Genomic DNA, 13874 nt, shown 5'->3' with positions numbered 1-13874 from the left:
CCTAACAAATTATTTTTAGAATGAAATTATAATTTATTATAGTAAATTTTGTTTTTTTGTAAAATTTTGAAAATAAAAATTTATAAATTTTTATTTAAGATACAAGCAAATATTTATTTTTACTATAAAATATAGTAATATTATTGATATTTTAAATTCATTTTAATAATGAATAATTTTCTTTAAATCTTTAAGCATTTTTTTAGCCATTAGTTCATACCCTTTTACAGTAAGATGTACATCATTTAAGGAAAATTTTTGTTCTATCCATTTGTTTTTTCCTCCACTATCTTGCATGAATTGATGCATATCAAAAATAAGTGTTTTTTCTTCTTTTGCAACTTCATAAAGGGCTTTACGTATAGTAAAAAAATCAGGTGCTAATTTATAGATTTTTCCTTCTTTTTGTACCACGGTTGGAGGTGAAATTAGCATAATGAGTGCATTTTTGTTATAGGTTTTTAAAATTTTTATCCAATTTTTTAAATTATTTTTAAATTCTTGTTTTTCAAAACCTTTAAAAAGCACATCATTAGATCCATAAGCAAGTATGATTAAATCATTATGTAAAAGTTGGAGTTCTTTTTTTACAACAGTTTGATTCCAAGAGAGCCAAAGGTCACTTTTAGCTCCATTAATAGCAATGGTATCTAAAAAAATATTGTTATTTTTTTGGGTAATAAAATATCCTCCAAGTTCTGCATCTTTTTGCAAGGCTGAAATTTCTAAAGGAAAATGTAGTTCTACTTCTTTATAAAACCATTGATTAATTTGAGTTGTTCTTAATATGTAGTTTTTATTTTGAGCGTCTTTGATGCTAAAAGCATTTGTATCGTGTTTAGCTTTAAATAAAAATCCTATCTTAAAAGATTTTTTATCTAAATGGGTATCAAGATGAATTTTTGCACCTTTATTTTTTGCTTTGGCTATAACTCCACCTAAGGGAAAATTTTCTTTAGTATTGGTATAGTTTCTTGAATTTAGAATTTCAAAATTAGTATAAGAATATTTAAGATTAAGATTTTGTTGGTATTTAGGTTGCAAGGGATAACTAAAGCCTATTGCATTAGAATGGATTAAATATCCTCTTATAATACGTGGAAAAAAATCAGCTGCCATATGAGAATCCCCATAAATTCTAATGCCTATATTTTTTTTATCCTTGAGTTTTTTTTCTAAAATTTTAAGATCTTTTTTAGGAGCATAATTGCTTAAAGCAGAATGATTTGCACTTTGTTTTAATATAGAATCTATTGTATCATCAGCGTTTATTTTTTTTGCGTAAGAATATGTAAAAATAAGTAAAGATAATAAAATAAATCTTAATTTATTTGCTGGCATTTTCTTCCTTGAATTTTATGTGTTTTAGCAAGAGTTTAGACATTTCTTGTGCACCGCGTGGTGTAAAATGAATACCATCATCTGTTCTTGCTTTTATGCTTTTATTATTTTCATCCTTTATATAAGCTGAATATTTATCATTAATACTAAAAAAAGATTTAGTATTAATAAAAATTTCTTTATTTTTTGCAATTTCTTCACTATAAATTTTGTTTAATATTTGTATTTTTTTATTCAAATCTTCTTTTTTAACAGGAGGAATTTCAAACCAAAATACTTTAACTTTATATTTTTTAGCAATTTTAATGATCTCATCGACACGACTTGTGTAAATTTCAATCCAAGAAGCAGATCCAAAGCGATGGTAATTGCCTCCTTTTTTAATATCCCAAGGATCATTAGCTCCAAGAAGTACTACAAGGTATTTAATGGTTGAATTTTTTAAGGCATCATTAGTAGCTTTTGACCAATCAAAATAAGATTTATAAGAAAGTCCTGTATTTTGTTTGCTTAAATTAAGGGTTTTAAGATTTAAATTTCTAAAATCTTTGTTTAAGGCTATGGCAACTCCTTGCATTAAGGAATCTCCAATGAATAAAAATTTATCCCCACTTTCTAATTCTAATTGAATATTTTCATCAAAATGATTATCTTTTGAGTTAATAGCTATTTGTTTATGAAGGTTTTGTTCGTATATTTGAGGGTGGTTAGGAATTGTTTCTAAAAGATCTTTGCTTAAATTTTCATCTGTTATTTTATTTTCTTGAGTTTCAAGTTCATAGATTTGAGGCAAGGGATTATTGCTTAAAATGGCACGAATTTGTTCTAATTTTACTTTAAAACCATTAGCTTCTTTTAAAAGATCATTGTGAGGATAAAATATCAAATGATATTTTTGTTCTATATAAGAGCTAATGCTTTGATTCATAACAACAACAACTAAACTAAATACTATGATTAAAATAAAGAAAAATCTAATTACATTCATTTAAAAACTCGAATAAATAAAATCAGGAATTCCATCTGGCATAAAAGCAAAAACCAAAAGTAAAATAAAAGCTATGATAAAAGGTTTTAATAAAAATGGGGTAAGATTAAGAATTTTAATGCAATAATCTTTAAAATTGATAAACAAAGGATAAATGATAAAAAGTATAGCAAAAGCTACTAACATATAAATATCATTGTAGCTTGGAATATTAAAAAAATTGTCATAACAAGCTTTAAAATACTCTAATGCATCGTCTAAATTTTTGCTATAATAAAAGAAAATCCAAGTAAAACATATAAATTGCAAGGTTAAAAATCTTCCTAAGATAGGAATTTTTTGTAAATTAAATTTGCTTAAAGCTAATAAATGCATAAACACAACACCAAAGCCATGCAATAAACCCCAGATCACAAAAGAAAGTGTATTTCCATGCCACATACCTGAAAGTGTAAAAGCAATGAGTATATTTGATATAGTGCGAGCTAAACCTTTTTTATTTCCACCTAAGGGTATATAAATATAATCTCTTATAAAAGTTGAAAGACTAATATGCCATCTTGCCCAAAAATCTTTAAGATTTTTAGCAAGATAAGGCATGTTAAAATTAAGCGGCAATTTAAAACCTAGCATTAAAGCAAAGGCGCACACTAAATCAATATATCCACTAAAATCACAATATATTTGAATAGTATAAGCATAAATTGCACTTAAAAGTTGTATAAAATTATAAGTTTGTGGAAAATCTAAAATATTTTTGGCATAAATTCCTAAATAATTTGCAATAAGAACTTTTTTAACTATGCCAAAAATAATTAAAATAATAATAAGATTAGTATGTTTAAATTCACGTTTTTGAAAAGCTTGTTCGAAGAAAAAAGAACTTCTCATAATAGGCCCTGAAATTAAAGTTGGAAAAAATGATAAAAAAGTTGCTAGATTTAAAAAACTTTCTAAACGATGTTTTTTATAAACTTCTACAATATAAGTAATGGAACTAAAAGTATAAAAACTAATGCCTATAGGTAGCATTAAGTCTATATTTAAAAATTCTAAGCCAAAAAAATTAAGCATTTCATCAAAACTTTCTTTAAGACTAGGAAAATATTTAAAAAAGCATAAATTTAAAACAATAAAAGCTATGCAAGTTATAAAAATATAACGTTTTTTACGCACAAAGATTACTAAAGCAAAATAGTGTATAAAAAAAGTATATATAAATAAAACTAAAGCAAAATAAGGATTGATCAAGATATAAATAATATATGAAAAAATTAAAATCAAAATATTTTGTATTTTATAACTATTTTTAAAAGCCCAATAAATAGCAAAAAAAGCTATCATTAAAATACTAAATTCTAAAGAAAAATAAGTCATATTTTAATCCAAAATATAATTTACTCTAAATAAAGAGTTAGATTATTTTTTTCTATTTAATGCAAGGTTTTTGATATATTCATCAGCTAAGTAAAGCCCATTACCATGTTCTCCAATGAGTTTAATTTTATCGACTATACCGCGAAAAAGTGCTTCTTCTTCATGTTGTTCACTTACATACCACTGTAAAAAATTAAAAGTAGAATAATCTTTGTGTATTAGCATGTGTTCTACTAAGGTATTGATTGATTTTGTGATAAATTGTTCATGTGCATAAGTTTTTTCAAAAACATCAAGTAAAGATTTGAAATTTTGTTCAGGTTGTTTTACTGCTTTAAGTTCTACATGAGAGTCTGTTTCATTAAGATAAGTGATGAGTTTTTGTGCGTGATTATTTTCTTCGCTTGCATGAGCAAATAAAAAAGATCCAGCTCCATCAAAACTGTTTTCATAACACCAAGAACTCATACTAAGATATAAATTTGCTGCGTACATTTCTTTATTTATTTGTTCATTTAATAAATTTACAATTTCTTTAGAAAGCATAGTCAGTCTCCTTCTTCACTTTTTAAAATATTTTATAATAATATATTATTTTTTTAAAAATAAGATAAAATTGTAAATTTAAAGATTAAAAATTTTAAATTATTTAATAATGAATCTGGTATTTTCATAGTTTTATTTCTTGTTAAAGCGGATTTTTTACTTTAAAATTAATTATATTTATAATGCAAAAGTAAAAATGTTTCTAAAATGTTTCCAAAATTATTTAAAATTTTATCATTTTTTACAAGCAAGGAGAAAACAATGAACAATAAAATAATTTTAAGTATAATAAGTTTTGCTTTTTGGAGTGGTTTACATGCAGCAGATTTAAAAAGTGCAGGATCATCAACTGTATATCCTTTTACCTCTTTTGTTGCTGAAGAATATGCTTTGATTAAAAATGTAAAAACCCCTATAGTTGAGAGTTTGGGAACAGGTGGGGGATTTAAAGTTTTTTGTGAGGGAATTACTGATATTTCTAATGCTTCAAGACCTATGAAGCTTAGCGAATTTCAAGCTTGCCAACAAGCAGGTATTACTGATATAGTAGGAGTTATGATAGGTTATGATGGTATAGTTTTAGCGCAAAATAAAACTAATATTCCATTAAATATTACAAAAAAAGAGCTTTTTTTAGCTTTAGCAAAAGAAATTCCACAAGATGGGAAATTAATACCTAATCCCTATACTAACTGGAATCAAATCAATAAAAATTTACCAAATCGTAAAATTAGTATTTATGGTCCTCCTTCAAGTTCTGGCACAAGAGATACTATAGAAGAGCTTATAATGAGTGATATTTCTAAAAAACTTCCTGAATATAAGGGAGAATATAAAACTATACGCCAAGATGGGGTTTATATTTCAAGTGGAGAAAATGATAATTTAATCGTTTCAAAATTAAGTATTGATAAAAATGCTTTTGGAATGTTTGGTTATGGTTTTTTAATGAGTAATTCAGATAAGATTAATGCGGCCAGTATTGATGGAATTGCTCCAAGTAAAGAAAATATTGCAAATGAAAAATATGAACTTGCAAGGAGTTTGTTTATTTATATTAATGCAAAGAAAAATCCTCAAGAAGCTTTTGAATTTGCAAAAATTTATATGAGTGATGATTTGGCAAAAAGTGGTGGAGAGCTTGAAAAAATAGGACTTATTCCCTTAAATGATGATAAATTAAAAGCTTCTCAAAAACACATAGAAAATAGAAATATTTTAACAAGTGAATTTGTAAAAGCTGGGAAAGTTTTTTAAGGAAATGTTTTGTTAAAAGAAAAAATAATAAAATTTATACTTTTTTTATGTGCTTTTGTAAGCGTGATAGTAAGTTTTGCTATTATGCTTACTATCTTAATTGAAGCTTTAAAATTCTTTCAAAAAGAAAGTGTTGTTACTTTTTTATTTTCAAGCGAATGGGCAGCAGATGCAGCTTTTATGAATGCTGATGGGACGAGCAAGCAAGGTGTTTTTGGTGCAGTACCACTTTTTTGGGGGACTTTTTATATTTCTTTAATCGCTATGCTTACGGCTTTACCTTTAGGGGTGATGTGTGCTATATATTTAGGTGTTTTTGCAGGTAGAAAATCAAAAAATTATTTAAAACCTATTTTAGAGATCATAGCAGGAATTCCTACTGTTGTTTTTGGATTTTTTGCAGCTATAGTTGTTGCACCTTGTATAGTGTGGTTTTTTTCTTTATTTGGGATACAAGCTAGTTTTCAAAGTGCTTTAGGGGCTGGATTTATTATGGGAATCATGATAGTTCCCATTATAGCTTCTTTATCTCAAGATTGTATTGAAGCTGTGAGTGAAAAAAGGATTAATGGAGCTTATGCTTTAGGTATGACAAAAAAAGAAGTAGTTTTTGCAGTTATTTTGCCTGAGGCTGTACCTGGTATAGTAGCAGCTTGTCTTTTGGGACTTTCAAGGGCTTTAGGAGAAACTATGATAGTTGTCATGGCAGCTTCTTTACGCCCTAATTTAAGTATGAACTTCTTAGAAGATATGACAACAGTAACAGTAAAAATTGTAGAAGCTTTAAGCGGGGATCAAGCTTTTGATAGTTCTTTAGCTTTGAGTGCTTTTTCTTTAGGTTTTGTGCTTTTTATCATTACTTTATTTATTAATATGTTTAGTGTCTATCTCATTAATCGTTTTCACAAAAGGAAAAATTTATGAAAAAACTTTTCAAAAAAAGGCAAAAAGCTTCAAAATCTTTTAAAAGACTTTGCAAAATGGGACTTTATATTAATTTAGTTTTTCTTTGCATTTTTTTAGGAAGTGTGCTTTATCTTGGCATTGGAGCTTTTAAACAAACTTATATTTATGTGAAAATACCTAATAATTCTTCTGTTTATGAGCTTTTATCTCGTGCAGAGCAAAGAAAAATAAGAACAGGACAAATCACTCAAGAAACTTGGCTTTTAGCAAATTCAGAAGTGGATCAATATGTCAAACGTAAATATAATCGTTTGAGCGAAAAAGAAAGAGTTTTAGTAGATAAGTTGGTGCAAAAAAAAGAAATAAAATTTCAATTTAATATGAATTTCTTTTTAAATGGGGATTCAAAATCACCTGAAAATTCAGGGATTTTATCTTCACTCATGGGAACTTTACTTGTAATGTTAGTATGTATGATAGTAAGTGTTCCTATAGGAGTTGGAGCAGCTATTTATTTAGAAGAATTTGCACCACAAAATTTATTTACACATTTTATAGAAGTGTGTATTAATAATCTTGCAAGTATTCCTAGTATTTTATTTGGTCTTTTGGGTTTGGGTGTATTTATTAATCTTTTTAGTATGCCTAGATCAAGTGCTTTGGTAGGAGGACTTACTTTGGCAATGATGAGTTTGCCTATTATTATTGTTTCTACAAAAGCAGCTTTAAAAAGTGTTGATATTAATATGAAAAATGCTGCTTATGCTTTGGGTATGACTAAGGTACAAATGGTAAAAGGTATTATGTTGCCTTTGGCTATGCCTATGATTTTAACAGGTTCTATTCTTACTTTAGCTCAGGCTATAGGAGAGACTGCACCTTTAATGATTATTGGTATGATAGCTTTTATTCCTGATGTGGCAAATTCTATTTTTGATCCAACCAGTGTTTTGCCAGCTCAAATTTATTCTTGGTCATCTATGCCTGAAAGAGCATTTTTAGAAAGGACTGCAGCTGGTATTATTGTGCTTTTAGCACTTTTGATTATACTTAATTTAAGTGCTGTTTTATTAAGAAAATATTTTCAAGGAAAATTAAAGTGATAGCAAAAATAACAAATTTAAATTTATTTTATGGAAAAAAACAAGCTTTATTTGATATTAATATGCAAATAAAGAAAAATCAAATCACTGCTCTTATAGGAGCTTCAGGATGTGGAAAATCAACTTTTTTACGTTGTTTTAATAGGATGAATGATAAAATTGCTAAAATTGATGGTTTGGTTGAGATAGAAGGAAAAGATGTTAAAAATCAAGATGTCGTGGTTTTGCGTAAAAACGTAGGTATGGTTTTTCAACAAGCAAATGTTTTTGTAAAAAGTATTTATGAAAATATATCTTATGCGCCAAAACTTCACGGTATGATTAAAAATAAAGATGAAGAAGAGGCTTTGGTAATAGATTGTTTAAAAAAAGTAGGGCTTTTTAAAGAAGTTAAAGACAAACTCAAACAAAATGCTTTAGCTCTTTCAGGAGGGCAGCAACAACGTCTTTGTATAGCAAGAGCTTTAGCTATTAAACCCAAGCTTTTGCTTTTAGATGAACCTACTTCAGCGCTTGATCCTATAAGTTCTGGGGTTATAGAAGAACTTTTAAAGCAATTAAGCCATAATCTTTCTATGATTATGGTTACGCATAATATGCAGCAAGCTAAGCGTATTGCTGATTATACAGCATTTTTTCATCTTGGTGAACTTGTAGAATTTAATCAAAGTAAAGATTTTTTTGTAAATCCAAAAGAAGATAAAACTAAGGCTTATTTAAATGGTGTTTTTGGATAAATATTATTTTAATAAAGCTTTTAAACCTATGAGTTTTAAAATCCATTTAAATTCTACTAATTTTTTAAGATAAGAGGGAAGTTTGCCTTTTAAGTGAATATTTCCTATTTGAGCTATGGCATAATTATTGCCTAAAGAGCATATAGTTGTTTTATGATGATAATAAAACTTTATTTTATTATTTGTATTAAAAATTTTAGCTAAATACAAACCTTGTTGGTAAGCTAATTGTGCGCTTGATGGAAAAAATTGTCCACTTTTTTTATCTTTTAAAGCACAACAATCACCTAATACAAAGATATTTTCCATTGTTTGATTTTGCTTTATAGGATTTAAAAATCCATTAACTTCGATTTTGCTTCTTTGAGATTTAAAAAAAACTAGAATTTTCTATAACTTTGTTTCCTTTAACTCCTGCTGTATAAAGTATTAAATCAGCTTCTATTTTTTCTTTTTGACCATTTTTTTCAAATATAAGAGAATTTTTTTCACATTTTTCTATTTTAGCATTAAGATAAAATTCTACACCTAATTTCTCTAAATATTGTTTGGCAAATTGTGCTAAATTTTTATTGAACATGGGTAAAATCATAGGCATAGCTTCCACACATTTTAATTTAATATTTTTAAAATGTAAGGCTAAATCAGCTAAAAGTTCTATGCCGCTAAAACCTGCACCACAAACTATAACTTCACATTTATCTTTTAAACTTATTTCTTGTAATTTTTTGTGTATATCTAGGCAATTGTTAAAATTTTGCATAGCTAAAGTATGTTCTTCTACTCCGCTAATTTTAAAATCATCTCTATTAAATCCAAGTCCTATAATTAGTATATCATAAGTGTAATTACCATTTTTAGCTATAATTTTTTTTCTTGAATTTCTAAGATTTCATCTTTTATAAATTTACATTTTTTAGGCAAAATATCTGTATATTTTAAAGTAATATTTCTAGTTTTGCTTACTACTTCATGAAGCAAAACACTAATATAATGACTTTCTTCTTTTGAAATCAAGCTAAAGTCAAATTGATTGAAAATGCTTGCATTAAGACTTTTTATAAATGATAAACTTGCATATCCTCCACCTAAAATTAAAATTTTTTTCATAAATAAATAACCTTTCTTTGGCAATGTTAATTTTGAAAATAAACACAAATTATTTTGCAATTTAATATTAACAAAAAATAATACTATATTTTTTAATATAATAAATATAGTATTAAAATCAAAATATATTGTTAATAAAAGTAACATAATTTGTATATTTTTTTACTTTTTTACTCAAAAATATACAAATTAAGTAAAAAGTTTATAATTAATTCATAATAAAAATTGAATTAAGGTTTTCTAATGAGGTATTCTTGGTCTAACACTTTAAGTTATATTTTAATAACTGCTGGAGCAACTATAGGTTTTGGTGCTACTTGGCGTTTTCCTTATCTTGTGGGAGAAAATGGCGGTGGTGCATATGTTTTAACCTTTGTTGTGGCTATGATAATTATAGGAATTCCTATGATTTTAGTCGAAAATATTATAGGTAGAAGAGCACATAAAAATGCATTAGATGCTTTTGATCCTAAATATCAAGGTAAAACTTTTTCTAAAGCTTGGAAAATTGTAGGATTTATGGGTCTTATTGGTTGTTTTGGAATTATTGCATATTATATGGTTTTAGGTGGCTGGGTCTTAACTTATATTAGTAATATATTAAGCGGTAATTTAAATCTTTCAGGTAATGTGACAAAGGAAATTACCCAGCAATTTTATAATATAAACATAGAACAATAATCCTTTAATGATTACTTTTTATACTTTAATTTTTATTTTATTAAATTATGTAGTTTTAATTAGGGGAATTTCTGATGGTATAGAAAAGGCTATGAAATTTTTAATGCCTTTGTTGTTTTTATGTCTTATTGTTGTAGTGATTAGAAATTTAACTTTAGAGGGTGCATCTGTTGGCATTAATTTTTATCTTAAGCCTGATTTTAGTAAGATTACTCCAACACTATTTATAGCTGTTTTAGGACAAGTATTTTTTGCTCTTTCTTTAGGATTTGCTGTTATGATTACCTTATCCTCATTTTTAAATAAAAATGAAAATATGGTAAAAACTGCTATTGCTACTAGTGTAATTAATACTTTAATCGCACTTTTAGCTGGTTTTATGATTTTTCCTTCTTTATTTGCTTTTGGCTTAGAACCTAATTCTGGTCCTAAATTAGTATTTGAAGTTTTGCCTATAGTTTTTTCAAAAATGCATTTTGGTTCATTTTTTGCTGTGAGTTTTTTTACACTTTTATTAATAGCTGCATTTACTACTTCTATCACTCTTTATGAGCCTTTAGTTACTACTTTGCAAGAAAAATTAAATATGAGTAGAAAAAAAGCTGTTTTTTGGATTTTATTTTTAAGTTTTATTTTGGGTAATTTACCTTCTATTATGGCTTATGGACCTTTAAGTGAAGTGAGTATTTTAGGTAAAAATATTTTTGATGCTTTTGACTTTATTAGTGGTAATGTATTTTTTGTATTAACTGCATTAGGTGCTTCAATTTTTGTTGCTTGGGTTTTAAAAGAGGATGCAAAAGAAGAGTTAGCTAGAGGATTTAATAATAAAATGGTTATAAATTTATGGTTTTATTATGTCAAATTTATAATCCCTATTATAATTGTACTTATATTTATAAGTGGAATTTTTTAATTTTTAAGGAGTGTTAAATGATTGTAGGTTGTGCTAAAGAGATTAAAACTCATGAATATAGAGTTGGACTTACCCCACAAAATGTTAAAGAATATATTGAAGCTGGACATCAAGTTTTAATAGAAAGAGGAGCTGGAGAGGCTATAGGTTTTTTAGATAGTCATTATGAAAAATATGGCGCTAAGCTTGTAAATAAAGACGAACTTTTTGAAAAAAGCCAAATGATTGTTAAGGTTAAAGAACCATTGCAGAGTGAATATGAGTATTTTAGAGAAAATCAAATTCTTTATACTTATTTACATCTAGCTGCTGATGAAAACTTAACTCAAATGTTGCTTAAAAAGCATATTTCTAGCATAGCTTATGAAACTATAAAAGTAGGAAATGCTTTACCTTGTTTAGCTCCTATGAGTGCGATAGCAGGAAGTTTGGCTATTTTTGAAGCAGCTAAATACAGTCAAAAAACTTATGGTGGTAGTGGAATTTTATTAAGTGGTATTGCAGGAGTGAAAAAAGGGAAAGTTGTTATTATTGGAGGTGGAGTTGTGGGTATAAATGCTGCCCAAATAGCTCTTGGTATAGGTGCTGATGTGAGTATTTTAGATATCGACACGCAAAGATTAGCTTATATAGATCAAATTTTTAATATGAAAGTGCATACTTATTATAGTTCTAAGACAAATTTATTATCTTTGCTAGAAGATGCTGATGTGGTTATAGGTGCTATTTTAATACCTGGAGCAAAAGCTCCTAAAATTGTTAATAAAAATGATTTAAGTATTATGAAAAAATCTTCTATTTTGGTAGATGTTGCTATAGATCAAGGCGGTTGTTTTGAAACTTCTAAACCTACTACTCATAGTGATCCTATTTATGTATTTGATGATATAGTTCATTATTGCGTAGCTAATATGCCTGGATGTGTAGCTAAAACTTCTACTTTAGCGCTTACAGAGGTGACTTTAAAATTTGGTTTACAAATTGCAAATAATGGTTTTAAAGAAGCAGTTTTAAAAAATGAGGTTTTACTTAGCGGTTTAAATACCTATAAGGGTATGTGTATTTATGAGGCCGTTGCCAAGGCTTTTAATATTGATTATATAGATACTAAAAAGGCTTTAGCTTAAATACTTTTTTAATAGAATTTTTTATTTTTACAATAAAAAATTCTATGTTTTTATAAAATCAAATTCAATAATTTTTAAAAAAATAAAACTTTTTACTTAGATTTTGTATTTTTATCATAAATTTGTTTAGATAATTTAGCTAATAAGACAAGACTTTTATAGTATTAATGAATTGTTAGTTAAAACATACCCATTGATTTATAAATAAAAATTATTTAAAAATATGTTTAAAATATAATATTTATAAATTAAATGTTTGCCTTTTGTGATTTTGTATAATTTCTAAAACAAAATCCTATAATAATTAATTTAAAATAAATTATAAAACCATGGTTTATATAATATTTTATGTGAAATCTAATTAAAATGTAACTTTTTGTAAATTTTTAAAAAATAATTCTTATATCTTGATATTTGCATGAATACTTTTTGGCTTATTTTTATTATTTTTGTTAAGTTATCACCATTATTTTTTATATGTATAAAAAAGTAACATTATAGAAGTATTTTTTAATTTTTTATTCCTTTGATCTTAATAAATATTTTGTTTTTAATGTACTTAGTATTAATATAAGATTAATTACAAATAAAGGATTGTTGTATGGAAGAAGTTGTAATAGTAGCAGCTAAAAGGAGTGCTATTGGATCTTTTTTAGGTTCTCTTAAAATGCTTAAACCTGTAGATATGGTTAGTGATTTAAGTAAGAATTTAATATCAAATTTAAATTTAGATGCTTCTTTGGTAGAAGAACTGATTTTGGGACAAGTTTTGCAAGTTGGTCAGGGCCAAAATATAGCTAGACAAGCTCTTTTAAAAAGTGGTTTAAAAGAAGATAAAACGGCTTTTTTGGTAAATATGGTTTGTGGATCTGGTCTTAAGGCTGTAGAACTTGGTTTTAACTCAATAAGTTTAAATCATTCGTCCTTGCTTTTAGCTGGCGGTGTTGAAAATATGTCTTTATCACCTTTTATAGTTGAGCACACTAGACTTGGTTGCAAAATGGGTAATCAAACTTTAATAGATACTATGATTCATGATGGTTTGTGGTGTGCTTTAAATGATTATCATATGGGTATTACTGCTGAAAATTTAGCTAAGAAATATCAAATTTCAAGAAAAGAACAGGATGAATTTGCTTTTAATTCACATAAAAAAGCATCAAAAGCTATAGAAAAAGGTTATTTTAATGATGAAATTTTAGCTTTAAATATAAAAAATAAAAACAATGAAGTACTTTTTAAAGAAGATGAGTTTGTAAGAAAGGATATAAGTTTGGAGAAACTTTCAAAACTTCCTCCTGTTTTTGATAAAGAAGGTAGTGTAAGTGCTGGAAATTCTTCTGGCATTAATGATGGTGCTGCTATGCTTATGTTGGCTTCTAGAGAAAAAGCTAAAGAATTGGCTTTGCCTATTCTTGCTAGTATTAAATCTTTTTGTAGTGTGGGCGTTGATTCAAGTATTATGGGTATAGGTGCTGCTTTTGCAACTAAAGAACTTTTAAGAAAAAATAAGCTTGAACTAAAGGATATAGATTTAATAGAAATGAATGAGGCTTTTGCAGCACAAAGCATAGCTTGCATTAGAGAATTAAAAGTTGATGAAGAAAAGGTAAATATACATGGTGGAGCTATAGCTTTAGGGCATCCTATAGGTGCTAGTGGGGCTAGAATACTTATAAGTTTAATTTATGCTTTAAGGCAATATAAAAAGAATTTAGGACTTGCTACTTTATGTATAGGCGGAGGTCAGGGGATAAGTGTATTGGTTGAAGTAAAGGAATAAAG

Annotated in this window: 13 protein-coding genes and 1 pseudogene; 7 read left to right on the top strand and 7 right to left on the bottom strand. The window is 26.8% G+C overall.

Translation table 11 applies throughout. The features are described 5' to 3' along the window. Positions 1-162 precede the first annotated feature (162 nt). The 4 genes from A2J15_RS03610 to A2J15_RS03595 are packed head-to-tail and all read right to left on the bottom strand — an operon-like array spanning position 163 to position 4252. On the bottom strand, positions 163-1341 hold the full coding sequence (locus tag A2J15_RS03610) for an SGNH/GDSL hydrolase family protein (RefSeq protein ID WP_066776561.1): 1179 nt from the start codon (positions 1339-1341) through the stop codon (positions 163-165). Continuing rightward, on the bottom strand, positions 1328-2329 hold the full coding sequence (locus A2J15_RS03605) for an SGNH/GDSL hydrolase family protein (protein WP_066776565.1): 1002 nt from the start codon (positions 2327-2329) through the stop codon (positions 1328-1330). The genes A2J15_RS03610 and A2J15_RS03605 overlap by 14 nt, the downstream gene beginning before the upstream one ends. Beyond that, entirely contained in the window at positions 2330-3706 is a 1377-nt protein-coding gene (locus tag A2J15_RS03600; protein WP_066776568.1) for an MBOAT family O-acyltransferase, read from the bottom strand. A gap of 42 nt (positions 3707-3748) precedes the next feature. Then, on the bottom strand, positions 3749-4252 hold the full coding sequence (locus A2J15_RS03595) for a ferritin (protein WP_066776571.1): 504 nt from the start codon (positions 4250-4252) through the stop codon (positions 3749-3751). Positions 4253-4513: 261 nt separating this feature from the next. Here A2J15_RS03595 and A2J15_RS03590 point away from each other — a divergent pair, with 261 nt between their 5' ends. From A2J15_RS03590 to pstB, 4 genes are read left to right on the top strand one after another with little or no spacing between them, the layout of a single operon-like run. Then, the gene (locus tag A2J15_RS03590) at positions 4514-5509 is read left to right on the top strand and encodes a substrate-binding domain-containing protein (protein WP_066776580.1); all 996 of its coding nucleotides are present in this window, start codon (positions 4514-4516) and stop codon (positions 5507-5509) included. A gap of 9 nt (positions 5510-5518) precedes the next feature. Then, the gene (pstC, locus tag A2J15_RS03585) at positions 5519-6433 is read left to right on the top strand and encodes a phosphate ABC transporter permease subunit PstC (RefSeq protein WP_066776582.1); all 915 of its coding nucleotides are present in this window, start codon (positions 5519-5521) and stop codon (positions 6431-6433) included. Further along, complete coding sequence (gene pstA, locus A2J15_RS03580) at positions 6430-7518, top strand: phosphate ABC transporter permease PstA (RefSeq protein WP_066776585.1); 1089 nt, start codon at positions 6430-6432, stop codon at positions 7516-7518. The genes pstC and pstA overlap by 4 nt, the downstream gene beginning before the upstream one ends. Then, positions 7515-8255 carry a phosphate ABC transporter ATP-binding protein PstB gene (gene pstB / locus A2J15_RS03575; RefSeq protein WP_066776588.1) on the top strand — a complete coding sequence of 247 codons (741 nt, stop codon included), beginning with the start codon at positions 7515-7517 and terminating at the stop codon, positions 8253-8255. The genes pstA and pstB overlap by 4 nt, the downstream gene beginning before the upstream one ends. A gap of 3 nt (positions 8256-8258) precedes the next feature. Here pstB and A2J15_RS03570 read toward each other — a convergent pair whose 3' ends face one another. The 3 genes from A2J15_RS03570 to A2J15_RS03560 all read right to left on the bottom strand — a co-directional run bounded on the left by A2J15_RS03570 (position 8259) and on the right by A2J15_RS03560 (position 9365). Next, on the bottom strand, positions 8259-8564 hold the full coding sequence (locus tag A2J15_RS03570; protein ID WP_066776591.1) for an NAD(P)/FAD-dependent oxidoreductase: 306 nt from the start codon (positions 8562-8564) through the stop codon (positions 8259-8261). A 61-nt stretch (positions 8565-8625) separates the two neighbouring features. Further along, positions 8626-9081: an FAD-dependent oxidoreductase gene (locus tag A2J15_RS03565; protein WP_240621319.1), complete on the bottom strand. Its 456-nt coding sequence runs from the start codon at positions 9079-9081 to the stop codon at positions 8626-8628. Between the two features lie 35 nt (positions 9082-9116). Continuing rightward, on the bottom strand, positions 9117-9365 hold the full coding sequence (locus A2J15_RS03560) for a hypothetical protein (RefSeq protein WP_066776596.1): 249 nt from the start codon (positions 9363-9365) through the stop codon (positions 9117-9119). A 243-nt stretch (positions 9366-9608) separates the two neighbouring features. Here A2J15_RS03560 and A2J15_RS03555 point away from each other — a divergent pair. The 3 genes and pseudogenes from A2J15_RS03555 to A2J15_RS03545 all read left to right on the top strand — a co-directional run bounded on the left by A2J15_RS03555 (position 9609) and on the right by A2J15_RS03545 (position 13872). Then, positions 9609-10962, top strand: a pseudogene (locus A2J15_RS03555) (sodium-dependent transporter). A 17-nt stretch (positions 10963-10979) separates the two neighbouring features. Beyond that, positions 10980-12089 carry an alanine dehydrogenase gene (gene ald / locus A2J15_RS03550; RefSeq protein ID WP_066776597.1) on the top strand — a complete coding sequence of 370 codons (1110 nt, stop codon included), beginning with the start codon at positions 10980-10982 and terminating at the stop codon, positions 12087-12089. 601 nt (positions 12090-12690) lie between these two features. After that, on the top strand, positions 12691-13872 hold the full coding sequence (locus tag A2J15_RS03545) for a thiolase family protein (protein WP_066776599.1): 1182 nt from the start codon (positions 12691-12693) through the stop codon (positions 13870-13872). The last annotated feature ends 2 nt before the right edge of the window (positions 13873-13874 follow it).

The organism is Campylobacter hepaticus, assembly GCF_001687475.2.
Taxonomy (GTDB): domain Bacteria; phylum Campylobacterota; class Campylobacteria; order Campylobacterales; family Campylobacteraceae; genus Campylobacter_D; species Campylobacter_D hepaticus.
The sequence above is the reverse complement of the archived record's forward strand: the minus strand, read 5'-3'. Positions and strand labels throughout refer to the sequence as shown.

Bases quoted from the DNA above. Each gene is read 5' to 3' on its own strand.
- A2J15_RS03570 (WP_066776591.1), bottom strand. From the start codon at position 8,564: ATGGAAAATATCTTTGTATTAGGTGATTGTTGTGCTTTAAAAGATAAA.
- A2J15_RS03595 (WP_066776571.1), bottom strand. From the start codon at position 4,252: ATGCTTTCTAAAGAAATTGTAAATTTATTAAATGAACAAATAAATAAA.
- A2J15_RS03545 (WP_066776599.1), top strand. From the start codon at position 12,691: ATGGAAGAAGTTGTAATAGTAGCAGCTAAAAGGAGTGCTATTGGATCT.
- ald (WP_066776597.1), top strand. From the start codon at position 10,980: ATGATTGTAGGTTGTGCTAAAGAGATTAAAACTCATGAATATAGAGTT.
- A2J15_RS03605 (WP_066776565.1), bottom strand. From the start codon at position 2,329: ATGAATGTAATTAGATTTTTCTTTATTTTAATCATAGTATTTAGTTTA.
- A2J15_RS03590 (WP_066776580.1), top strand. From the start codon at position 4,514: ATGAACAATAAAATAATTTTAAGTATAATAAGTTTTGCTTTTTGGAGT.
- A2J15_RS03560 (WP_066776596.1), bottom strand. From the start codon at position 9,365: ATGAAAAAAATTTTAATTTTAGGTGGAGGATATGCAAGTTTATCATTT.
- A2J15_RS03610 (WP_066776561.1), bottom strand. From the start codon at position 1,341: ATGCCAGCAAATAAATTAAGATTTATTTTATTATCTTTACTTATTTTT.
- A2J15_RS03600 (WP_066776568.1), bottom strand. From the start codon at position 3,706: ATGACTTATTTTTCTTTAGAATTTAGTATTTTAATGATAGCTTTTTTT.
- pstA (WP_066776585.1), top strand. From the start codon at position 6,430: ATGAAAAAACTTTTCAAAAAAAGGCAAAAAGCTTCAAAATCTTTTAAA.